This is a genomic window from Micromonospora sp. D93, from assembly GCF_018070365.1.
GTDB lineage: Bacteria > Actinomycetota > Actinomycetes > Mycobacteriales > Micromonosporaceae > Micromonospora > Micromonospora ureilytica.
This window is the reverse complement of the sequence record NZ_JAGPXW010000003.1, coordinates 23,327-43,542: the sequence shown is the minus strand read 5'-3', so window position 1 is coordinate 43,542 and position 20,216 is coordinate 23,327. Positions and strand designations below refer to the sequence as shown.

Sequence of the window (20,216 nt, the reverse complement as noted above, 5' to 3'; positions counted from 1 at the left end):
GGTAACCAACTGCTCAGGGTCACGGCTGCGGACGGTCCACCTGCCCGCGCCAGGCGCCGGTCTCCTGGCCACGCCGCTCGATGTAGGTCTTGAACCGTTCCAGGTCGCCCTTGGCTCGCCGGTCGACGATGCCGAGCTTGTCGCCGGCCTGCTCGACCACACCGTGCGGCTCGAACTCGAGTTGCAGGGTGACCCGGGTCTTGTCCTGATCCAGTCGGTGGAAGGTCACCACGCCGGCCTGCTGGGTGCCGCCGGTGGAACGCCAGGCGACCCGCTCGTCGGGGAGCTGTTCGGTGATCTCGGCGTCGAACTCGCGCTTCACCCCGGCGATGTCCACAGTCCAGTGGGTCATCGTTTCGGAGAGCTGCCGGACCTCCTGCACGCCCTCCATGAACTCGGGGAACTCCTCGAACTGCGTCCACTGGTCGTATGCGGTGCGTACGGGCACGGACACGTCCACATGTTCGGTAACGCCACTCATTTGGGGAACCTCCTTCAGCCGCTGGCGGATTGCCGGATCGGGGGGCGATCCTGCTCACCAGCGAGTTGTCTCGTTCTTGTTGCCCAGCGCCGCCCACACCTCGGACACCGTCTGGTAGACGGTGCCCTCGGGCAGCCGTTCCAGCGCCCGAACGATGTCGTCCGGCGCCTCGTTCTCACGGGCGCTGGCGATGAGCACCAGACGGTCGCCCGGCAGCGCGCTCATCGAGATGAACCGGCCGAGCCGGCTGCGCTGCTCGACATCCGTGGAGCTCATGCCCTGTGGGGTGCCGGTGCGCAGGTCGCCGGCCGGGGCGGTGGTCGTCTCCGGCTGGTCCTCGCCAGCCGGTTCCGGCACCCGCGACTCGTCGACCCGAGAGCCACCGGTCCCCGGCCCCTGTACGAGGCCGCTGACCTCCTGACTCATCTGTTCGTCGATCCTCGGTCCGTGCTTGCTGTTGCCACGCTCCATGCCTTCTGCGCTACCCGGCACCCCACCCGATAAACCGGCACCGGGCCACGAACCGGCCCTCGGCCCGGCCGCGGACCGGACATCCGGGCCGGAACGGGGGCTCAGTCGTCGGCCGGCCTGCGCGGCGGCAGCACCGGCTCCTCCGGGTCCGGGTCGCCGGCCTGCAACTGCCGCCCGCGCTGCACCTCGGCGTTGATCTGCACACCCAGCATCAGCGCCGAGTTGGACAGGTAGAGCCAGACCAGGAACGCGATGGCCGCGCCGAGGCTGCCGTAGGTGGTGTCGTACGAGCCGAAGTTGGCCACGTAGAGGCCGAAGCCGAAGGAGGCCGCCGTCCAGGAGGCCAGTGCCACCCCGCCGCCCGGGGTGAGCCAGCGGAACCGGGGCTGGCGCACGTTCGGCGCGATCCAGAACAGCAGGGACAGCAGCGCCATCATGATCATGGCGAGGACCGGCCACTTCGCCACGCTCCAGGTCGTGCGGGCCAGGCCGCCGGCGTTGATCAGGTCGCCGACCGCGTCGGTGACCGGCCCGCTGACGATCAGGCCGAGGGCGACCACCGCGAGCAGCACCAGCGTGATCGCCGCAAGGCCGATCTGCAGCGGCCGAAGTTTCCAGACCGGGCGGCCCTCGGTCACCCCGTAGATGGCGTTGGAGGCCCGGGTGAACGCGCCGATGAAGCCCGACGCGGACCAGAGCGCGCCGGCCAGGCCGAAGCTGAGCAGCAGCTCGGGGTTGCTCTGGTCGAGCACCACCGTCCGGATCACCCCGATCACGCCGTTCTCGTCGTCGGTCAGCACCGCCCCGGCGCCCACCTGGTTGGCGAGGTCGACAACGGTGTCGACGGTCTGCTCGCCACTGGAGACCAGGCCGACCAGGGCCACCACCACGATGGCGGACGGAAAGAGCGCCAGGACCCCGTAGTAGGTGAGCGCGGCGGCCCAGTCGGAGCAGTTGTCGTTGACGAAGTTCTGCACGCTGCGAACCAGCACCCCGCGCCAGGTTCGCCAGCTCAGCTGCCGCATCCGTCGGGGCACCCGAGTGCCCGGTGTGCCGTCGAGCGTCGTACCGGGCTCCGTGGTCGTCATGCCCGCTCCCTGCGCCCCGGCCGCCGGATGACCGGTCGTCCGGTCTGGCCTGGCCCGGCGGTACCCGGATGCTGAAATCGACAAACCCACCCAGCGCCCGGCCGGCGCCGCTATGGTTTGCCGCCACGTCACGGGGGAACGGTCACAGGAACCCCGTCGACACGGAGGAGGACGAGATGCCCGGGCGCGAGGACCTGCCCAGCACGCTGCGGCGCTCCCCGGACAAGGCGCAGCGCACGTGGGAGAAGACGCACGACTCCGCGGTGGAGACCTACGGCGAGGGGGAGCGGTCGCACCGCACCGCCTTCGCCGCGGTGAAGCACCAGTTCGAGAAGGTGGGCGACCACTGGGAGCCGAAGGGCCGCAAGGGCCCCAGCGACCAGCAGGCCGCCGGTGGCGGGCCGGAACGACGCGCCCCCACGGCGGGCGGCGTGGACGCCAACGCCACAAAGGACCACCTGATGTCGGTGGCCCGCAAACTCGACGTACCCGGCCGGTCCGGCATGACCAAACCGGAGCTGGTCACGGCCATCGAGAAGGCCAACGACCGCGCCACCCGCAAGGCCCGCGGCGACTGATCGCCGTCGCACCGGAACAGAGCCGACGCGGTGCGGGCGGACGCGCCACCCCTGCGTCCGCCCGCACTGTTCACCAGTGCCCGCCGCCCGGCGCCTCGATGTGCACCGCCTTCGTCGCGGTGAACTCGTCCAGTAGCTCCGGGCCGTACCCGAAGCCCTGCCCGCTGGCCCGGCGCGGATGCGCGGCCCCACCCGGCGCACCCCCGAACACCGCGTTGACCTTGACGGTGCCGACCGGAAGCTCCCGCCAGGCCCGCTGCGCGTGACTCATCGAACGGGTCAACACGGTCGCGGCCAGCCCGTACGGGGAATCCGCCGCGCAGCGCAGCGCCTCGTCGAACGAGTCGACGACCACCACCGGGGCGACCGGCCCGAAGGTCTCCTCCCGGACCAGTGACATGTCGTGGCGGCAGTCCGTGACGACGGTGGCCGGGTAGAACGCCCCCGGTCCGTCCGGCACCTCACCGCCCACCCGCACCCGTGCGCCGTCCGCCACCGCTGCCGCCACCTGCCCGTGCACGTGGTCCCGGTGCCGGCGGTCGACAAGCGGGCCCAGCTCGGTGCCCGGGTCCCGGCCCGGCCCGAGCCGCAGCGCTTCGGCGCGTCGTACCAGTGCGGCCACGAAGTCGTCGGCCACCTCCCGGTGCACGTAGAGCCGCTCCACCGCCACGCAGATCTGCCCGGCGTTGGCGAACGCCCCGAGCGCGGCCTGCTCCGCCGCCCACTCCGGGTCGACGCCCGCGTCCACGATCAACGGGTCGCTGCCCCCGTTCTCCAGGAGCACCTTCGCGCCGGTGCGGGCCGCAGCGGCGGCGATCGCCCGCCCGGTCGCTGTGGAACCCACGTGCGCCACCACGTCGACCTCCTGCGCCGCCAGCGCGGCGCCCACCTCCGGGCCGCCGGTGAGCAGCGACAACACGCCGGCCGGCAGCGCCTGATCCAGTGCTCTGGCCAGCAGCCAGCCGGTCGCCGGTGTTCGTTCGCTCGGCTTGTAGAGCACCACGTTGCCGGTCACCAGGGCCGCGCCGAGCAGCCCGCAGGAGACCGCGACCGGGTCGTTCCAGGGGGTGATCGCCGCGACCACCCCGCGGGGCTGCGGGGTCAGGAAGTCCAGCGCGTCGGCTTCGCCGTTCAGCGTGCGCCCACCGCGCAGCGGTGCCAGCTCCGCATACTGTCGTAGGGTGCCGATCCCCGCCTCGACGCCGCCGCGGGCGTCCGCCAACGGCTTGCCCATCTCCGCGGTGACCGCCGCCGCCAACTCGTCGATGACCGCCGCCACCGCGTCCGCGGCCCGGTGCAGCGCCGCCGCCCGTTCGGCCGGCGCGGTCGCCGCCCACTGGGCCGCCGCGTTGCGGGCCGCCTGGGTCGCCTTGCCCACCTCGTCGGCCGTGGCCACCGGCACCGTGCTCACCGGCGTGTCGTCCGCCGGGTCACGCACGACCAGTTCGCCGCCGTCGCCGCCCGCACCCCACACCCCGCCCACCAGCTGCGCAACCGTGTACATGCGGCGCTGGATGCCCCGGCCCCGGCGAGGCAAACGCGTTTCGCCCCGTTGCGCGCCGGGTAGGCGGATCCGATGACAACCACCGTCGCGCAGAGCGCGGACGCCGTCATCGTCGGCGCCGGGCACAACGGCCTGGTGGCGGCGAACCTGCTGGCGGACGCCGGCTGGGACGTGGTGGTGCTGGAGGCGACAGCAGTGCCCGGCGGCGCGGTCCGCTCCGCCGAGGTCACCGCGCCCGGTTACCTGAGTGACCTCTACAGCTCGTTCTACCCCCTCGGGTACGCCTCGCCGGTGCTGGGCGGCCTCGACCTGGGCCGGCACGGGTTGTCCTGGCGGCACGCGCCGGACGTGCTGGCACACCTGCTGCCGGACGGCCGAGCCGCGGTGATCAATCGGGACCCTGACGTGACCGCCGCGTCGCTGGAGCAGTTCGCACCCGGGGACGGCAAGCGTTGGCTCAACGCGTACACCGACTGGCTCGACGTGGCCGAGCCGATGCTGGAGGCGATCACCTCGCCGTTCCCGCCGGTACGCGGAGGGCTGGGTCTGCTTCGTCGGTTGCGCGTCGCCGGCGCGCTGCGACTCGCGCGGCGGCTCGTCGTGCCGGTCCGCAAACTCGGCGACGAACTCTTCGACGGTGCCGGTGGGCCGGCCCTGCTGGCCGGCTGCGCCCTGCACACCGACCTCTCCCCGGAGGAGGCCGGCTCCGGGGTGTACGGCTGGCTGCTGGCCATGCTCGGCCAGCAGGTCGGCTGGCCGGTGCCCAATGGCGGCGCCCAGCAGATCACCAACGCGCTGGTGGATCGGCTGCAGGCGCAAGGCGGAACGATCGTCTACGGTGCCCGGGCCGACCGGGTGCTCACCGCCCGGGGTCGGGCGATGGGCGTGCGGACCGTCGGCGGCACGCTGTGGCGGGCCCGGCGGGCCGTGCTCGCCGACGTCCCGGCGCCGGCGCTCTACCTCGACCTGGTCGGCGCGGCGGCACTGCCGTCCCGGCTGGTGGAGGACCTGGCGCACTTCCGGTGGGACGGCTCCACGCTGAAGGTGGACTGGGCGCTCTCAGCGCCGGTGCCCTGGACCAACCGGCAGCTGGCCGGCGCCGGCACTGTGCACCTCGGCGCGGACCTCAACGGGCTCACCCACTACGCCGGCGAGCTGGCCCGTGGCGAGCTGCCCCGCGACCCGTTCCTGCTGGTCGGGCAGATGTCGGTGGCGGACCCGAGCCACTCCCCGCCGGGCACCGAGTCGCTCTGGTCGTACACCCACCTGCCGTTCCGGCGGAACTGGCGGGCCGAGGAGGTCGCCGGGCACGCGCAGCGGATGGAGGACGTGCTGGAGGAGGCGGCCCCGGGTTTCCGGCGCCTGATCGTGGGTCGACACGTGGCCGGGCCGGCCGACCTGGAGAAGGGCAACCCGAGCCTGGTCGGTGGCGCGCTCGGCGGCGGGACCGCCGCCGCGTACCAGCAGCTGTTCCTGCGCCCGATCCCTGGCCTGGGCCGGGCGGACACCCCGGTGGACCGGCTCTTCCTGGCCAGCGCGTCGGCGCACCCCGGCGGCGGTGTGCACGGCGCACCGGGCGCGAACGCGGCCCGCGCGGCGCTGGCCCGCGATCGCGCGCTCACCGGCCGCGCCTACGCCGCAGCCATCGCCACCGCGAACCGCGCCATCTATCCCACCTGACCGCCCCGCCCCCACCCTTGATCACTCAGGCGGGGGTGGGGCGTGCGGTCAGCTGGTTATGTTGCGGTGTTTGCTGCGGAGGCGGAAGGGCATGAGCGCGCTCTCCACCTTGGTCGCGGTGGTCATCTTGGAGACGCCGTCGCGCCGCTCCTCGAAGCGGATCGGCACCTCCAGGATGGTGTGCCCCAGCTTGGTGGCGAGGTAGTGCATCTCCACCTGGAAGCTGTAGCCGTTGGACTGCACCCGCTCCAGGTCGATGTCGAGCAGGGCGTCGGCCCGCCAGATCTTGAAGCCGGCGGTGAGGTCCCGGATGCGGACCCGCAGCAGGGTGTGCACGTAGAGGTTGGCCCAGCCACTGAGCGCCCGGCGGTAGAGCGGCCAGTTCTCGTCCAGCTCGCCGCCGGGCACGTAACGGGAACCGATCACCACGCTGGCCTGGGTGGAGAGCAGTGCGCCCAGCATCCCCGGCAGCGCCTCCGGCGGGTGCGAGAGGTCGGCGTCCATCTGCGCCACGTACTCGGCGCCGCCCTCGATCGCCCGACTCATCCCGTCCACGTACGCCCGGCCGAGGCCCTCCTTGCCGGCGCGGTGCACGACCTCGATCCGGTCGGGGTGTTCGATGGCCAGCTTGTCCGCCACCTCCCCGGTGCCGTCGGGGGAATTGTCGTCGGCGACGAGGATGCGCAGCCCCGACAGCGGCAGCGCGAGCAACCGCTCGACCAGCGCCGGGAGGTTGCCCGCCTCGTTGTAAGTGGGCACGACGACGGTTAGTCGTGCGTCCCGCCACGGCGACGGCAACTGCACCGGCTTGATCATGTCGGTCATCCTCGGTTTGCGGACAAGGGTCGTGTAAAGGGTATCCAGTTGCCGCATTCGCTCCGAGGGAGGCACCCCTTCCGGGCGTTGCGGACCCTCGCCGCCCCCATGGGCGGGTGTCGAAGACCTGGTCAGGGACGTTGCGGTGGTCAGCGCCGGGCGCTCGCGCCGGTCACCACCACGGTCCGGGTCACGACGTCCCCCTCTGTCGGGTGGCAATGTCGGAGAGTCGGGCCAGCGTCTCCCGGTTCCGCCGGTGCAGCAACAGATCGTTGACCTTGTTGTGGACCCAACGCAGCGGGCCGGCGGCGAAGTCCTCCCCGAGACGCACCCGCGTGGCGCCCGCGCCCACGGGTTCCAGCGTGAAGGCCACGATCGCCTCGCCCGCCGGCCAGAGCCCGGCCCTGAGCACGAGCCGGTGCGGCGGTTCGCAGACCAGCACCGTCGAGGCGTCCTGCAGGGAGAGCGGCCAGGGCCCGGCACGGTGGTGCAGTTGGCTGCCCACCCGGGGCCAGGCGTCGTCCACGTCCCGCATGTGCACGGTGCCGACCACCCAGTCGCTGTACGTCCACCCGTCGGCGAGCACGTCGAACACCTGCTGCGGGGGAGCGTCGATCACTTTCTCCACAATCGCCACCGGGATCCCATACCCGGGGCACGGCACGGGCTAACGGCTGCGGGGTTAGCTTCTCCGGCCCGGCGGGTAAGGCCGACCTGGGGCGTCGCTGGCGGCGCTGGCCCACCGCCTCGACGACGACGTTTACTCCTCGGGGCGCAGGGAACCCGCCGGCTGTGCGACAGGACCAGGAGGATCCGTATCAGCGCAGGTCAGCCCAGGTGTACGCCGCTGCTGACCGCGCTGGTTCCGGGTCTGTCGCAAGCCCCCGACCCATCCTGTACGACGCGGTGCTGCTGGACCGCGACGGCACCCTGATCGAGGACGTGCCGTACAACGGCGACCCGGAGAAGGTGCGGCCGGTGCCGGGCGCGCGGGCGGCGCTGGACCGTCTGCGCGCTGCCGGGCTGCGGCTGGCCGTCGTCACGAACCAGTCGGGCCTGGCCCGGGGCTACTTCACAGGTGAGCAGATGCGGGCGGTGCACGCCCGGGTCGAGGAGCTGTTGGGCCGGTTCGACGCGTGGCTGGTCTGCCCGCACGACGACGCAGACGGCTGTGACTGCCGCAAGCCGGCGCCCGGTCTGGTGCACGCCGCCGCCCGCGAGTTGGGCACGACCGCGTCCCGGTGCGTGCTGGTGGGCGACATCGGCCGGGACGTCGCCGCCGCGCTGGCCGCCGGGGCCGCGGGGGTGCTGGTGCCCACCCCGGTCACCCGGCCGGAGGAGATCGCCGCCGCCGGGTGGGTGGCCACCGATCTGCCGGCGGCGGTGGCGGAGATCCTGCGCCGCCAACAGGCCGTACAGCCCTCGGCTCTGCCCACCGAACCGGTACGGACGGCGCTCGTGGTCCGCTCGGATTCCGCGGGTGACGTGCTGGTCACCGGGCCGGCGATCCGCGCCGTCGCGGCCGGGGCGGAGCGGGTGGTGCTGTTGTGCGGGCCGCGCGGCCGTCCCGCCGCCAACCTGCTGCCCGGCGTCGACGAGATCATCGAGCATCCGCTGCCGTGGATCGACCCCGCGCCGGGGCCGGTCGACCCGGAGGCCGTGCGGAGCCTGACCGCGCGGCTCGGCGCGGTCGGCGCGGACCAGGCCGTGGTGTTCACCTCGTTCCACCAGTCCGCGCTGCCGCTGGCGCTGCTGTTGCGGATGGCGGGGATCGGCCGGATCGCGGCGATCAGCGACGACTACCCGGGCTCGCTGCTGGACATCAGGCACCGGGTGCCGGTCGGCGTCCCCGAACCCGAACGTGCACTCTCCCTGGCCGCCGCCGCCGGCCACCGGCTGCCCGACGGCGACGAACCAGTCCTCCGGCTCCGCCGAGACGCCGTGCCGCCGCGCCCGGCCGACCTCGGCGACCCGGGGTACGTGGTGCTGCACCCCGGGTCGGCCGCGTCGAGCCGGGCCTGCCCGCCCGAGCTGGCGACCCGAATCGTCGGGGCGCTGACCGACGCCGGGCACCGGGTGGTCGTCACCGGCGGCCCGGACGAGCGCGCGGTCACCGCCGGTGTCGCCGCGGCCGGCGGCACCGACCTGGGCGGCCGCACCGACCTGGCCGGGCTGGCGGCGATCGTCGCGGACGCCAGCGCGGTGGTGGTCGGCAACACCGGGCCCGCGCACCTGGCGGCCGCCGCCGGCGTGCCCGTCGTGAGCCTCTTCGCCCCAACCGTCCCGTTCGGACAGTGGGGGCCCTACCGGGTGCCCACCGTGCGGCTCGGCGATGCCGCCGCGCCCTGCCGGGACACCCGGGCGGCCAGCTGCCCAGTCCCCGGGCACCCCTGCCTCAGTAGCATCGACCCGGACGAGGTGGTCGACGCGCTCCGGACGCTCGCCGTCGGTGGTGGCGGCCGATGAACATCCTGCTCTGGCACGTGCACGGATCCTGGACCACGTCGTTCGTGCACGGCGCCCACCGCTACCTGATTCCCACCACACCCGACCGCGGCCCCTACGGCCTCGGCCGGGCCCGCACCTACCCGTGGCCGGACAGCGCGGTCGAGGTCAGCCCGGAGGAACTGCCGGGCGCCGACATCGACCTGGTCATCCTGCAACGCCCTGAGGAGGTCGACAGGGCCGAGGAGTGGCTTCGTCGCCGCCCCGGCCGCGACCTCCCCGCGATCTACGTCGAACACAACACCCCCAAGGGCGACGTGCCCAACACGCGGCACCCGATGGCCGACCGCGACGACCTGCTCCTCGCCCACGTCACCGGGTTCAACCAGATCTTCTGGGACACCGGCGCCACCCGCACCACTGTTGTCGACCACGGCATCGTCGCCCCCTCCGCGTCCTACACGGGCGAGCTGGACCGCCTCGCCGTGGTGATCAACGAGCCGGTACGGCGAGGTCGGGTCACCGGGACCGACCTGCTGCCCCAGTTCGCCGAGATCGCGCCGCTGGACGTCTTCGGCATGGGTGTCGCCGGCCTGGCCGACCACCTGGGGCTGCCCGCCGACCGGCTCACCAGCCACGACGACGTGCCCCAGGACCGGATGCACGCCGAACTGGCCCGGCGGCGGGCGTACCTGCACCTGTGCCGGTGGACCTCCCTCGGGCTCAGCCTCATCGAGGCGATGGCGATCGGCATGCCGGTCGTCGCGCTCGCCACCACCGAGGCGGTGATGGCGGTGCCCCCGGAGGCGGGGACGCTCGCCACCCGGACCGACACCCTGCTCGACGCCGCCCGCCGGTTCATCAGCGAACCGGCGACCGCGCGTCAGGCCGGAGCGGCGGCACGAACCGCCGCGCGCGACAGGTACGGCCTCGACCGTTTCCTCGCTGACTGGGACCGGCTGCTGGAGGAGGAAGTATGCGGATCGCGATGATCTCGGAGCACGCCAGCCCGCTCGCCGTCCTCGGAGGGGAGGATGCCGGCGGCCAGAACACGCACGTCGCGGAGCTGTCCGCCGCGCTCGCCGCAGCCGGGCACGAGGTGCGGGTCTACACCCGCCGCGACGCGCCCGACCTGCCGGTGACCGTCCGCAGCCCGGACGGGTACGACGTGGTGCACGTGCCGGCCGGCCCGGCCGAGCCGGTGGCCAAGGACGCGCTGCTGCCGCACATGCGGGAGTTCAGCAACTGGCTGATCGAGCGCTGGCGCGGCGGCGACTGGGTGCCCGAGGTGATCCACGCGCACTTCTGGATGAGTGGTCTGGCCGGGCTGACCGCCGGTCGGCAGACCGGGGTGCCGGTGGTGCAGACGTACCACGCGCTGGGCACCGTGAAGCGCCGCTACCAGGGTGTGCAGGACACCAGCCCGGCCCGACGGGTCTCCTACGAGCGGGAGCTGGGCCGCTCGGTGGACCGGATCGTCGCGCAGTGCCGCGACGAGGTGGGCGAGTTGGTCCGGATGGGTGTGCCCCGGTCCCGGATGACAGTGGTGCCCTCCGGGGTCAACCTCAGCACCTTCGCCCCGCTCGGACCGGCCGCCGACCGGGAACCGGGCCGGGCCCGGATCCTCACCGTGGGTCGGTTGGTCGAGCGCAAGGGCTTCCAGACCGTGATCCGCGCGATGGCGCTCGTTCCGGACGCCGAGTGCGTGGTCGTCGGGGGTCCACCCGAGGGGCTGCTGGAGACCGACCCGTACGCCCGCCGGTTGCGGGCCCTCGCGGAGTCGTGCGGGGTCGCCGATCGGGTGCACCTGGTCGGCGCGGTGCCCCGGGAGGAGATGGGCCGCTGGTACCGCTCGGCGGACCTGCTGGTCGCGGCGCCCTGGTACGAGCCCTTCGGGTTGACCCCGCTGGAGGCGATGGCCTGTGGGGTGCCGGTCGTCGGCACGGCAGTGGGCGGCATCCGGGACACAGTGGTCGACGGGACGACAGGCGACCTCGTGCCGGCCCGGGACCCGCACGCCCTGGCCACCGCGATCCAGGGGCTGCTCGACGACCGGATCAGGCGCTTCGCGTACGCGACGGCGGCGCGGGAGCGGGCTCGGACGCGGTACTCGTGGGCGGCCACCGCCGAGCGGCTGGTCGAGGTCTACAGCGAGGTGGCCGCCGTGCGCCGGCCGACCCGGGTGGTGGCCTGATGCCGACGGGCAGCCTGCTCGACACCCACCTGACGAATCTCGCCGCGGCGCTGGTGCCGTACCGGCGGTGTGAGCGACAGTTGGCGCGCTGGGGCGCGGACCTGGCCCACCGGCTGGCCGCCGGGGGGCGCCTGCTGGTGGCCGGCAACGGCGGCAGCGCCGCCGAAGCTCAGCACCTCACCGCCGAGCTGGTCGGGAAGCTGCGTGACGACCGTCAGCCGCTGTCCGCGATCGCCCTGCACGCCGAGACGAGCGCGCTCACCGCCATCGCCAACGACTACGGCTACGCCGACGTGTACGCCCGCCAGGTGCGCGCCCACGGCCGCCCCGGCGACGTCCTGTTGCTGCTGAGCACCAGCGGAACCAGCCCCAACCTGGTCACCGCCGCACAGGCCGCCCGCGACGTCGGTGTGACCACCTGGGCGCTCACCGGCGCCACCCCCAATCCGCTCGCCGACGCCTGCGACGACGTGCTGGCCGTCGCGTCCCCGGACACCCAGGTCGTCCAGGAGCTGCACCTGGTAACCAGTCATCTGCTCTGCGAGTACCTCGAACAGGAGTTGCCCGCCGCGTTGGCGGCGGTCGCCGACCCGGCGGTCGTCCACCCCGCGACCGGGGAGCCGGCGCCGGTGCGCGCCGGGGTCGAGGTGGTGCTCGACGGCGGGACCGGACAGCAGGTCGACGCGTGAGGATGAGGAGGCAAGCGTGAGGGGACCGGTGGTGGTGCTCGGGGACACCCTGCTCGACCGGGATGTGGAAGGTGTGGTGAACCGGCTCTGCCCGGACTCCCCGGTGCCGGTGCTCGACGAGACCGCGGCCACCGACCGACCGGGGGGCGCCGGGCTGGCGGCGGTGTTCGCCGCCGCGCAGGGCGCCGAGGTGGTGCTGGTGACCGCGCTCGCCGACGACGCCGGCGGGGCCCGGCTGAGCGCTCTGCTCACCGCCGCCGGCGTGCAGGTGTACCCACTGGCCCTCTCCGGCGCGACGCCGGAGAAGATCCGGCTGCGGGCCCGGGGGCGGGTGCTCCTGCGGCACGACCGGGGCGGCACGTCCGGGGAGCCGGGTCAGCCCTCCGACGAGGTGCTCCGGGTGATCGCCGCGGCGTCGGCGGTGCTGGTCAGCGACTACGGCCGAGGGGTGGCCCGGCAGCCCGCGCTGCGGGACGCGTTGGCCGCCACCCGCGCGCCGGTGGTGTGGGACCCACATCCGCGCGGCCCGGCGGCGGTGCCCGGCGTACACCTGGCCACCCCGAACGAGTCCGAGGTGCGCGAGCTGGTCCCCGCGCTGCCCGGTGCCTCCCGACTGGCCACCGCGTCGCGCGGCGCCCAGGGGCTACGGCGGCGCTGGCGGGCCGGCGCGGTCGCGGTGACGCTTGGCGGTGACGGCGCGCTGCTCTGCCACGCCGGGTCGACGCCGCTGGTGGTGCCGACGCCGGGTAGTGCCGAGGGGGACACCTGCGGTGCCGGTGACCGGTTCGCGGCGGCGGCCAGCCTCGCGTTGGCCCAGGGCGCGCTGGTCTCCGAGGCGGTGCAGGTGGCGGTCGCCGAGGCGTCCGCGTACGTGGCGGGTGGGGGAGTGGCCGCGGCGCTGCCTCCGTCGGGGCCGCCGGTGCGGACCAGGAGCGGGCCGGGCTCGCGGGCCCTCCAGCCGGGACCACGCGGTGGTGCGGTGGCTGACCGGGTGGGGGTCGCGGCCGTCGCCACGCTCCTGGGTGAGGTACGCGCCGCGGGTGGCACTGTGGTGGCGACCGGCGGTTGTTTCGACCTGCTGCACGCCGGGCACGTGGCCACCCTGGAGGCGGCCCGGCAGCTCGGCGACTGCCTGATCGTCTGCCTGAACTCCGACGACAGCGTGGCCGGGTTGAAGGGGCCGGATCGCCCGGTGCAGTCCGAGGGTGACCGCAGCCGACTGCTGGCCGCCCTGAGCTGCGTCGACGCGGTCCTCATCTTCGACGAGCCGACCCCGGCCGCGGCCCTGTCCTGGGTACGCCCCGACGTCTGGGTCAAGGGCGGCGACTACGCCACCGGCGGTGGGGACGCGTCTGCCACCCTGCCGGAGGCGGAGGTCCTGCGGCGGTGGGGTGGGAACACAGTGGTGGTGCCCTACCTGGACGGTCGTTCCACCACCGACCTGATCGTCCGCACGCTCGCGGGGCGGACCCGATGACCGCCACGCGGCCCGACGCCGGGCCCACCGTGCTGGTCACCGGCGGCGCCAGCGGGCTCGGCGCCGCGGTGGTCGCCGCGGTGGCCGCCTCCGGTGGCCGACCGCTCGTGCTGGACCGGCAGCCACCTGTCGACGGGGTGTCCTGGACCGAGTGCGACCTGGCCGACACGCGAGCCGCCGAGGTGGCCACCCAGCATCTCGCCGAGCAGGCCGGTGGCCTGGACGCGGTGGTCACCGCCGCCGGCACGGACGTGCCGGGCCGACTCGCCGACCTGCCGGGGGAGACCTGGGACCGCATCGTCGCCGTCGACCTGCTGGCCACCGCGGCGGTGATCCGGGCCGCGCTGCCGTTCCTGCTGACCTCGCGGGGCCGCATCGTCACTGTCGCCTCCACCCTGGGCGTCAAGGCGGTCAGCGACGCCACCGCGTACTGCGCGGCGAAGTTCGGGGTGGTGGGGTTCACCCGAGCCCTCGCCGCCGAGCTGGCCGGTCAGGTCGGCGTCACCCTGCTCATCCCGGGCGGTATGCGCACCGCGTTCTTCGACGAACGGGACCCGCAGTACAAGCCGGGGCCGGACGCCATCCTCAACGAGCCCGCCGACACCGCCGCCGCGATCATGTTCGCGCTCAACCAGCCGCCCGGCTGCGCGGTGCGCGAGATGGTGGTCTGCGCCGAGCAGGAGACCTCGTACCCGTGATCCTCGTGCTGCGCGCCCTCGGCGTCGGCGACCTGGTGACCGCGGTGCCCGCGCTGCGGGCGCTGCGGGCCGCGTACCCCGCGCGGGAGTTGGCCCTCGCCGCTCCCGCCTGGTTGGCCCCGCTCGTCGACCTGGTCGGCGGCGTCGACCGGCTGGTGGACACCACCGGGCTGGACCGACCCCTGCGGATCGGGTCGGCCCCGCGGGTGGCGGTCAACCTGCACGGGCGCGGCCCGCAGTCGCACCGGCTGCTCACGGCCACCCGGCCCGCCCGGCTGCTCGCCTTCGCCAACCTGGACGCCGGGTGGGCCGACGGCCCGGCGTGGGACGTCGACGAGCACGAGGTGGACCGGTGGTGCCGGCTGCTGTCCTGGTACGACATCCCGGCCGACCGCGCCGACCTCAGCCTGCGTCGGCCCGGGTCGGCCGGACTGCCCAGCGGTGTCACACTGCTGCACCCGGGCAGCAAGATCCCGGCCAAGCGGTGGCCCGCCGAACGGTTCGCCGCACTGGCCCGGGCGCTGACCGACCAGGGGCACCGGGTGCTGCTCACCGGCTCGGCCGACGAACGGGCGTTGGCGGCCCGGGTGGCCGACGCGGCGGGCCTGACCTCGGACGCCGTGCTGGCCGGCCGGACCGACCTCGGCGCGCTCGCCGCGCTGGTGGCCGACGCCCGGCTGGTGGTCAGCGGGGACACCGGCGTCGCCCACCTGGCCACCGGGTACGGCACCCCGTCGGTCGTCCTCTTCGGGCCGGTGCCACCGGCGCACTGGGGGCCACCACCGGACCGGCCACGGCACCGGGTGCTCTGGGCCGGCGAGGCGGATTGGCCCAGCTGGGACGGGGTAGGAAGCCACCCGACGATGGCGGCTCTGCGCCTCGACGAGGTGCTGGCCGCAGTGGCCGAGGTACTGAGGGTGGTGCGGGTCTCCGGTGCGGTTGCGGCGTAGCGACCCGGGTCGACCGGGGTACGGACGGCGTCGGCGCGGGCGGGGTTGGCTCTTCGTCGACCCGTCCGGGGCTCCGGTGCGGGAGCCGGATGTCCTGGCCCGGCTGCGGGAGTTGGTCATCCCCCCGGCCTGGCAGGACGTCTGGATCGCGCCGCATCCGAACGGGCACATCCAGGCGATCGGGATCGACGCGGCCGGGCGCAAGCAGTACGTCTACCACCCGCGGTGGCGGGAGAAGCAGGACGAGGCGAAGTTCGACCACATGTTGGAGGTGGCCCGGCGGCTGCCGGTGCTGCGCGAGCGGGTGGGGCGGGACCTGGACGGCCATGGACTGGGCCGGGACCGGGTGCTGGCTACGGTGGCCCGACTGCTGGACATGGGGATGTTCCGGGTCGGCAGCGACCAGTACGCGAACGGCGACGACCCGACGTACGGGGTGTCCACCCTGCGCCCCGAGCATGCCCGGTCCCGGGGCGGCTGCGTGGTCTTCGTGTTTCCCGCGAAGGGGGGCATCGAGCAGGTACGCCGGATCGAGGATCCGGAACTGTGCCAGGTGCTGATGAATCTGCGTCGGCGTCGGCGACGGGCGGAGCGGCTGTTCGGCTACTGGGACGGCCGGGAGTGGCGCGACGTGCGCAGCGACGAGGTCAACGGCTACCTGCGCGACGCCAGCGGTGGGGAGATGACCGCGAAGGACTTCCGCACCTGGCACGCCACAGTGCTCGCGGCCACCGAGTTGGCCACCGCGGGCCCGGCCCGCTCGGTGACCGCCCGGCGCAGGTCGGTGGTCGCCGTCATGCGTGCGGTGGCGGAACTGCTGGGCAACACGCCGACGGTTGCTCGTGCGTCGTACGTGGACCCCCGGGTGGTCGACCTGTATCACGACGGGGTGGTGGTGTCGGTGGACCCGCGGGCGCCTCGCGAGGAGGCGGAGCGGGTCGTGCTGGAGTTGCTGGAGAAGTCCTGACCGGCCCCGTCGACGATTCTGGGGGGAAGCGCGACGGGACCGGAGCCTCGGGCGTCAGTGGGGTGGCACCGGGCGGCCGCCCGCCGCTCGCGCGGCGGGCGCCTCGCCACGGCCCCCGTTGGCGGCCCACCAGGCGATGGCCGACCGCGTTGGTGTCAGTCTGCCGGCAGCGAGTTGACGGTGGACGCCTGGCGGTTGACGATCCGCGCCAAATCCGAGCCGCTGTCACGGTGTTCCTGCGGGGTGGTTCCGTACGCGGCCCGGAATGCCCGGCTGAAGTGGGCCTTGTTGGGTAACCCCCACCGCGCTGCGACGGTCTGCACCGGCAGGTTGCGCAGCGCCGGGTCGGTCAGGTCGCGCCGGCACCGGGCCAGCCGCAGGTCCCGGATGTACGACGCCACGGTGGTGTCCTCGGCCTCGAACAGCCGGTGCAGGGACCGGACCGAGATGTGGTGGGCGTCGGCGACGGCCTGTGGGCCGAGTGTCGCCTCGCCGAGGTGGCGGTGGATGTACGACTGCACCTGGGTGAGCAGCGCCCGGCGGCGGACCTCGGTGGGCACGGCGTCCTCGGCGACGAGGTGCCGGCCGAGCATGGTGGTGGCCAGGTCGAGCCCCACCGCGCCCAGCCTGCTGGCGTCGGCGGCATGGTACTGCTCGGGGTGCCCGGTCACCTGGAGCAGGAACTGCGCCAGCAGCGCCCCGATCCCCTCGCTGCCGGACATCCGGCCGCCGTAGAGCGCGGCCATGCGCTGTGGTGGCAGGGGCAGGGCGGCGTGCGGGATCAGCGTGATGATCGAGGTGGCCTGGTCCCGCTCCGGCTCGGTGGCGTGGTGACAGACGTCGTGCGGCCGGGACCCGTCGTAGAAGGTGAACTCGCCGGCCAGGATCTCGCTGCGGCGGCCGTCCTGGCTGGATGTGCCGATGCCGCCGGTGGTGAGGGCGAGGATGTACAACTCCGGGTCGGACTGACGGACCAGCTTCCGGGTCCGGGTGGCGTCCAGCGACGGGTACTCGTACTGCACCAGCTGGATCGGGCCGAGGTCGAGGAAGTCGGCGCGGGCGGCGAAGTCGTCGCTGTGCGCGGACTGGATGCGCAGCGGCGCCGAGGTGCGCGCCACCAGGTCCAGCCACATGCCGAACCGTTCGCCAGGTGGCAGGACTGTGGTGTCGATCGTTGCTCTCGGCAGCATCGGGGCTCCCTCAGCCCGCCCGGCGCTGGATCAGCGCCTCGACGCCGTCGAGGATCCGATCCAGGCCGAAGACGAACTCGTCGTCGGGGTTGTCGTCCTGGTAGAGAACGCCGGCGCTCAGCACCCGGTGCAGCGCGGGGAAGCGGGCCGGGTCGATGAGCCGGGCCACCAGCCGACCGTACGCGGGCATCATCTCGCTGGGCTCGACGCCGGCCGCCCGGGTGCCCTCGGCGATCTGCGAGGTGAGGGTGGCCTCGTTGCGGACGTACCCGGTGATCAGCAGGAGCACCGACATCTTCTCGCCCTCGGCGAGCGTGGTGCCGTCGAGGCAGCGCAGCCCGTCCTCCATCCAACCGAGCTGCTGCGGGGTGATCGGCGGGCCGCTGATCGGGACGTGCAGCAGCCAGGACCGTCGCCGCAGCACCTCGTGCTCGGCCCAGGCCCACCGGGTGAGGCCGGTGCGCCAGTCGTCCTCCGCGGCGGGCGGACCGGGGGAGGGGCCGTACCCGGTGTCCACCATGAGCATCAGCAGCTCGTCCTTCGAGCCGACGTACCGGTAGAGGGCCATGGTCGCGGCGCCCAACTCCTTGGCCACCCGGCTCATCGAGACGGCGGCCAGGCCGTCGGCGTCGGCCACGCGTACGGCGGCGTCCACGATGGTGGGCACGCTCATTCCCGGCCGGGGGCCCTTGGGTGGGCGTTCCCGCAGCCCCCACACACTCTCGATGGCCGGCGGGAGTACGGGCCCGCCGTCGTCTGTCTTCGCCGCCACATTTCCTCCTTGCCCCGCCATCCTAGTTCTGCGTATGGTCTACGCATAACAGCGTACGACATACGCAGAAGGGAAACTGATCATGACGACCACCACCACACCGGCACCGCGGGCGGGCCGGCGCGAGTGGATCGGGCTCACGGTGCTGATGCTGCCGCTGCTCCTGGTCTCGATGGACGTGTCGGTGCTCTACTTCGCCGTCCCGTTCATCAGCGCGGAGTTGCGCCCCACCGCCACCGAGCAGCTCTGGATCTTCGACATCTACGGCTTCGTGCTGGCCGGCCTGCTCATCACCATGGGCGCCCTGGGTGACCGGATCGGCCGACGGCGGCTCCTGCTGGTCGGCGCCACCGCGTTCGGTGCGGCGTCGCTGCTGGCCGCGTACGCCGACAGCACCGCGACGCTCATCGCCGCGCGGGCCGTGCTCGGTGTCGGCGGGGCCACCCTGATGCCCTCGACGCTCGCCCTGGTGCGCAACATGTTCCACGACGCCAAGCAGCGTGGCACCGCCATCGGCATCTGGACCGCCACCCTCACCGGCGGCATCGCCATCGGCCCGGTGCTCAGCGGCATCCTGCTGGAGCACTTCTGGTGGGGCTCGATCTTCCTGATCAACATCCCGGCGATGCTGATGCTGCTCCTGCTCGTCCCGCTCCTGGTGCCCGAGTTCCGCAACCCGGCGGCCGGGCGGTTCGACCTGATCAGCGCGGTGCTGTCGCTCGGCGCGCTGCTGCCGGTGATCTACGGCATCAAGGAGATGGCCCGCGACGGCCTGAGCACGGTGCGGGTCCTCGCCATCGTGGGCGGCCTGCTGGTGGGCGCGGTCTTCCTGCACCGGCAGCGGACCCGGGCGTACCCGATGGTCGACCTCGCGTTGTTCCGCCGTCGCGGCTTCGCCGGGTCGCTCGCCGTCAACCTGGTGGCGATGTTCGCCCTGGTCGGCTTCGCCATCTTCACCACCCAGCACCTGCAACTGGTGCTCGGCCTGAGCCCGCTGCGGGCGGCACTGTGGAGTCTCGTGCCGTCCCTCGCCGTGGGCGGAATCGCGCCGGCCGCCGCCGCCCTCGCCCAGCGCGTCGAACGGGCGTACCTGATCGGTGCCGGGTTCGGGATCGCCGTGCTCGGCTTCGTGGTGCTGACCCGGGTCACGCCGGAGACGCCGCTGTGGCTGCTGCTCGTCGGCGCCAGTGTCTACGCGGGTGGCCTGGTGATGGTGATGTCCCTCGTCACCGAGCTGGTCCTCGGCGCCGCGCCGCCCGAGCAGGCCGGTGTCGCGTCGGCGCTCACCGAGTCCGGCAGCGAGCTGGGTGGTGCGTTGGGAATGGCGATCCTGGGCAGCGTCGGTGCGGCGGTCTACCGCCGCGAGATCGTCGACGGCCTGCCGGCCGGGCTGCCCGCCGACGCCGGCGCCGCGGCCCGGGAGACCCTGGCCGGCGCGCTCGCGGTCGCCCAGGGACTGCCGGCGGACCTGGCCGACGCGGTGCGGCACGCCGCAGCTGTCGCGTTCACCGACGGGCTGCACCTGGCCGCGTACGCCGCCATGGCGGTCATGCTGTTGGGCGCGATCACCGCCCTGGTCTCGCTGCGCGGCATCCGACCGGCCGACCCGACGGCGCTGGCCGCCGAGCCGACCGGTCCGGCCGACACGTCGTTGTCGTCGCTCAGTCGGTGAGCACGTGCGCGAGCCGGTCGCGGAAACGCCGCTCGGAGTCGCTGACCGACTCGCCGCCGATGCCCAGCAGCCCACCGCTGGACGCGGCGCCCACCACCTGCTCGGCGATCTTCACGAGCCAGTGCTTGTACGCGCCGGCCTCACCCTCGTCGACGCGGCCGGCCAGCAGCTCGGCCGCCTGGCCGGCCCGCAGCAGCACGTCGTCGATGTACGCCCCGGGGTCGGCGGGCGCGATGGTCGGCAACTCCTCACCGGTCTCCGGGTCACCGACCCGGCTGACGATCTCACCGGCCACGGCGGCGACCAGCGGGCTGGCCGACTCCCGGCCGGTGGCGATGGTCTCCAGTCCGGCCGCGTTCTCCGCCATGGTCCGGCGGGTGCCGTCGGACTCGGCGGCGCTCGCGGCCGTCAGCACCGACTGCGGCAGGCCGACCAGCAACCCCCACTCCCCGTCGGAGAAACCGAACTCGGTGTACGCCGGCTGCTCGATCACGGCAACGCCCCTTCCGCCCTGCTCAACTTGGTCAATCGGTGCTCTGCTTGG

The 20,216-nt window shown here is 73.7% G+C and carries 20 protein-coding genes; 11 read left to right on the top strand and 9 right to left on the bottom strand.

Features of this window, described 5'->3' with window-relative positions:
• Positions 1-19: 19 nt before the first annotated feature.
• The 3 genes from KBX71_RS04625 to KBX71_RS04615 all read right to left on the bottom strand — a co-directional run bounded on the left by KBX71_RS04625 (position 20) and on the right by KBX71_RS04615 (position 2,040).
• Positions 20-481 carry an SRPBCC family protein gene (locus KBX71_RS04625; RefSeq protein ID WP_210816702.1) on the bottom strand — a complete coding sequence of 154 codons (462 nt, stop codon included), beginning with the start codon at positions 479-481 and terminating at the stop codon, positions 20-22.
• Positions 482-535: 54 nt separating this feature from the next.
• Complete coding sequence (locus tag KBX71_RS04620) at positions 536-952, bottom strand: DUF2795 domain-containing protein (RefSeq protein ID WP_124816596.1); 417 nt, start codon at positions 950-952, stop codon at positions 536-538.
• Between the two features lie 101 nt (positions 953-1,053).
• The gene (locus KBX71_RS04615; RefSeq protein ID WP_210816701.1) at positions 1,054-2,040 is read right to left on the bottom strand and encodes a YihY/virulence factor BrkB family protein; all 987 of its coding nucleotides are present in this window, start codon (positions 2,038-2,040) and stop codon (positions 1,054-1,056) included.
• Positions 2,041-2,216: 176 nt separating this feature from the next.
• Here KBX71_RS04615 and KBX71_RS04610 point away from each other — a divergent pair, with 176 nt between their 5' ends.
• A complete protein-coding gene (locus KBX71_RS04610; RefSeq protein WP_196927396.1) occupies positions 2,217-2,618 on the top strand; it encodes a ChaB family protein in 402 nt (133 codons plus the stop codon).
• Between the two features lie 70 nt (positions 2,619-2,688).
• Here the strand turns inward: KBX71_RS04610 and KBX71_RS04605 are convergent, their stop codons facing one another.
• The gene (locus tag KBX71_RS04605) at positions 2,689-4,122 is read right to left on the bottom strand and encodes an aldehyde dehydrogenase (RefSeq protein ID WP_210816700.1); all 1,434 of its coding nucleotides are present in this window, start codon (positions 4,120-4,122) and stop codon (positions 2,689-2,691) included.
• A gap of 72 nt (positions 4,123-4,194) precedes the next feature.
• Here KBX71_RS04605 and KBX71_RS04600 point away from each other — a divergent pair, with 72 nt between their 5' ends.
• Positions 4,195-5,802 (top strand): NAD(P)/FAD-dependent oxidoreductase, encoded by a 1,608-nt coding sequence (locus KBX71_RS04600; protein WP_210816699.1) that lies wholly within the window; start codon positions 4,195-4,197, stop codon positions 5,800-5,802.
• Between the two features lie 48 nt (positions 5,803-5,850).
• Here KBX71_RS04600 and KBX71_RS04595 read toward each other — a convergent pair whose 3' ends face one another.
• Together KBX71_RS04595 and KBX71_RS04590 are read right to left on the bottom strand one after the other, a co-directional pair.
• Positions 5,851-6,618 carry a polyprenol monophosphomannose synthase gene (locus KBX71_RS04595; RefSeq protein WP_124816605.1) on the bottom strand — a complete coding sequence of 256 codons (768 nt, stop codon included), beginning with the start codon at positions 6,616-6,618 and terminating at the stop codon, positions 5,851-5,853.
• A 190-nt stretch (positions 6,619-6,808) separates the two neighbouring features.
• A complete protein-coding gene (locus KBX71_RS04590) occupies positions 6,809-7,255 on the bottom strand; it encodes an SRPBCC family protein (RefSeq protein WP_210816698.1) in 447 nt (148 codons plus the stop codon).
• Positions 7,256-7,410: 155 nt separating this feature from the next.
• Here KBX71_RS04590 and KBX71_RS04585 point away from each other — a divergent pair, with 155 nt between their 5' ends.
• From KBX71_RS04585 to KBX71_RS04550, 8 genes are read left to right on the top strand one after another with little or no spacing between them, the layout of a single operon-like run.
• Positions 7,411-9,084 carry an HAD-IIIA family hydrolase gene (locus KBX71_RS04585; RefSeq protein ID WP_210816697.1) on the top strand — a complete coding sequence of 558 codons (1,674 nt, stop codon included), beginning with the start codon at positions 7,411-7,413 and terminating at the stop codon, positions 9,082-9,084.
• Positions 9,081-10,055: a glycosyltransferase gene (locus tag KBX71_RS04580; RefSeq protein WP_210816696.1), complete on the top strand. Its 975-nt coding sequence runs from the start codon at positions 9,081-9,083 to the stop codon at positions 10,053-10,055. The genes KBX71_RS04585 and KBX71_RS04580 overlap by 4 nt, the downstream gene beginning before the upstream one ends.
• Complete coding sequence (locus KBX71_RS04575; RefSeq protein ID WP_210816695.1) at positions 10,040-11,257, top strand: glycosyltransferase; 1,218 nt, start codon at positions 10,040-10,042, stop codon at positions 11,255-11,257. Before KBX71_RS04580 ends, KBX71_RS04575 begins: the two co-directional genes overlap by 16 nt.
• Positions 11,254-11,946: an SIS domain-containing protein gene (locus KBX71_RS04570; protein ID WP_210817018.1), complete on the top strand. Its 693-nt coding sequence runs from the start codon at positions 11,254-11,256 to the stop codon at positions 11,944-11,946. The genes KBX71_RS04575 and KBX71_RS04570 overlap by 4 nt, the downstream gene beginning before the upstream one ends.
• Before the next feature lie 16 nt (positions 11,947-11,962).
• Positions 11,963-13,423 (top strand): PfkB family carbohydrate kinase, encoded by a 1,461-nt coding sequence (locus KBX71_RS04565; RefSeq protein ID WP_210816694.1) that lies wholly within the window; start codon positions 11,963-11,965, stop codon positions 13,421-13,423.
• Entirely contained in the window at positions 13,420-14,121 is a 702-nt protein-coding gene (locus tag KBX71_RS04560; RefSeq protein WP_210816693.1) for an SDR family oxidoreductase, read from the top strand. Before KBX71_RS04565 ends, KBX71_RS04560 begins: the two co-directional genes overlap by 4 nt.
• Positions 14,118-15,071, top strand: a complete 954-nt coding sequence (locus KBX71_RS04555) for a glycosyltransferase family 9 protein (RefSeq protein ID WP_210816692.1) — start codon at positions 14,118-14,120, stop codon at positions 15,069-15,071. The genes KBX71_RS04560 and KBX71_RS04555 overlap by 4 nt, the downstream gene beginning before the upstream one ends.
• On the top strand, positions 15,055-16,038 hold the full coding sequence (locus KBX71_RS04550) for a DNA topoisomerase IB (RefSeq protein WP_210816691.1): 984 nt from the start codon (positions 15,055-15,057) through the stop codon (positions 16,036-16,038). The genes KBX71_RS04555 and KBX71_RS04550 overlap by 17 nt, the downstream gene beginning before the upstream one ends.
• Positions 16,039-16,193: 155 nt before the next feature.
• Here the strand turns inward: KBX71_RS04550 and KBX71_RS04545 are convergent, their stop codons facing one another.
• Together KBX71_RS04545 and KBX71_RS04540 are read right to left on the bottom strand one after the other, a co-directional pair.
• Positions 16,194-17,228, bottom strand: coding sequence for a helix-turn-helix domain-containing protein (locus KBX71_RS04545; RefSeq protein WP_210816690.1), 1,035 nt, complete (start codon positions 17,226-17,228; stop codon positions 16,194-16,196).
• Between the two features lie 10 nt (positions 17,229-17,238).
• The gene (locus KBX71_RS04540; protein WP_210816689.1) at positions 17,239-18,000 is read right to left on the bottom strand and encodes a TetR/AcrR family transcriptional regulator; all 762 of its coding nucleotides are present in this window, start codon (positions 17,998-18,000) and stop codon (positions 17,239-17,241) included.
• 82 nt (positions 18,001-18,082) lie between these two features.
• On the opposite strand from KBX71_RS04540, the gene KBX71_RS04535 reads away from it, so the two are divergent.
• Positions 18,083-19,672 carry an MFS transporter gene (locus tag KBX71_RS04535; protein WP_210816688.1) on the top strand — a complete coding sequence of 530 codons (1,590 nt, stop codon included), beginning with the start codon at positions 18,083-18,085 and terminating at the stop codon, positions 19,670-19,672.
• Here KBX71_RS04535 and KBX71_RS04530 read toward each other — a convergent pair.
• Positions 19,662-20,165 (bottom strand): hypothetical protein, encoded by a 504-nt coding sequence (locus KBX71_RS04530; RefSeq protein WP_210816687.1) that lies wholly within the window; start codon positions 20,163-20,165, stop codon positions 19,662-19,664. The two genes, KBX71_RS04535 and KBX71_RS04530, sit on opposite strands and share 11 nt — an antisense overlap.
• Positions 20,166-20,216: the final 51 nt, after the last annotated feature.

Bases quoted from the DNA above. Each gene is read 5' to 3' on its own strand.
- KBX71_RS04625 (WP_210816702.1), bottom strand. From the start codon at position 481: ATGAGTGGCGTTACCGAACATGTGGACGTGTCCGTGCCCGTACGCACC.
- KBX71_RS04620 (WP_124816596.1), bottom strand. From the start codon at position 952: ATGGAGCGTGGCAACAGCAAGCACGGACCGAGGATCGACGAACAGATG.
- KBX71_RS04615 (WP_210816701.1), bottom strand. From the start codon at position 2,040: ATGACGACCACGGAGCCCGGTACGACGCTCGACGGCACACCGGGCACT.
- KBX71_RS04610 (WP_196927396.1), top strand. From the start codon at position 2,217: ATGCCCGGGCGCGAGGACCTGCCCAGCACGCTGCGGCGCTCCCCGGAC.
- KBX71_RS04605 (WP_210816700.1), bottom strand. From the start codon at position 4,122: ATGTACACGGTTGCGCAGCTGGTGGGCGGGGTGTGGGGTGCGGGCGGC.
- KBX71_RS04600 (WP_210816699.1), top strand. From the start codon at position 4,195: ATGACAACCACCGTCGCGCAGAGCGCGGACGCCGTCATCGTCGGCGCC.
- KBX71_RS04595 (WP_124816605.1), bottom strand. From the start codon at position 6,618: ATGATCAAGCCGGTGCAGTTGCCGTCGCCGTGGCGGGACGCACGACTA.
- KBX71_RS04580 (WP_210816696.1), top strand. From the start codon at position 9,081: ATGAACATCCTGCTCTGGCACGTGCACGGATCCTGGACCACGTCGTTC.
- KBX71_RS04575 (WP_210816695.1), top strand. From the start codon at position 10,040: ATGCGGATCGCGATGATCTCGGAGCACGCCAGCCCGCTCGCCGTCCTC.
- KBX71_RS04560 (WP_210816693.1), top strand. From the start codon at position 13,420: ATGACCGCCACGCGGCCCGACGCCGGGCCCACCGTGCTGGTCACCGGC.
- KBX71_RS04545 (WP_210816690.1), bottom strand. From the start codon at position 17,228: ATGCTGCCGAGAGCAACGATCGACACCACAGTCCTGCCACCTGGCGAA.
- KBX71_RS04535 (WP_210816688.1), top strand. From the start codon at position 18,083: ATGACGACCACCACCACACCGGCACCGCGGGCGGGCCGGCGCGAGTGG.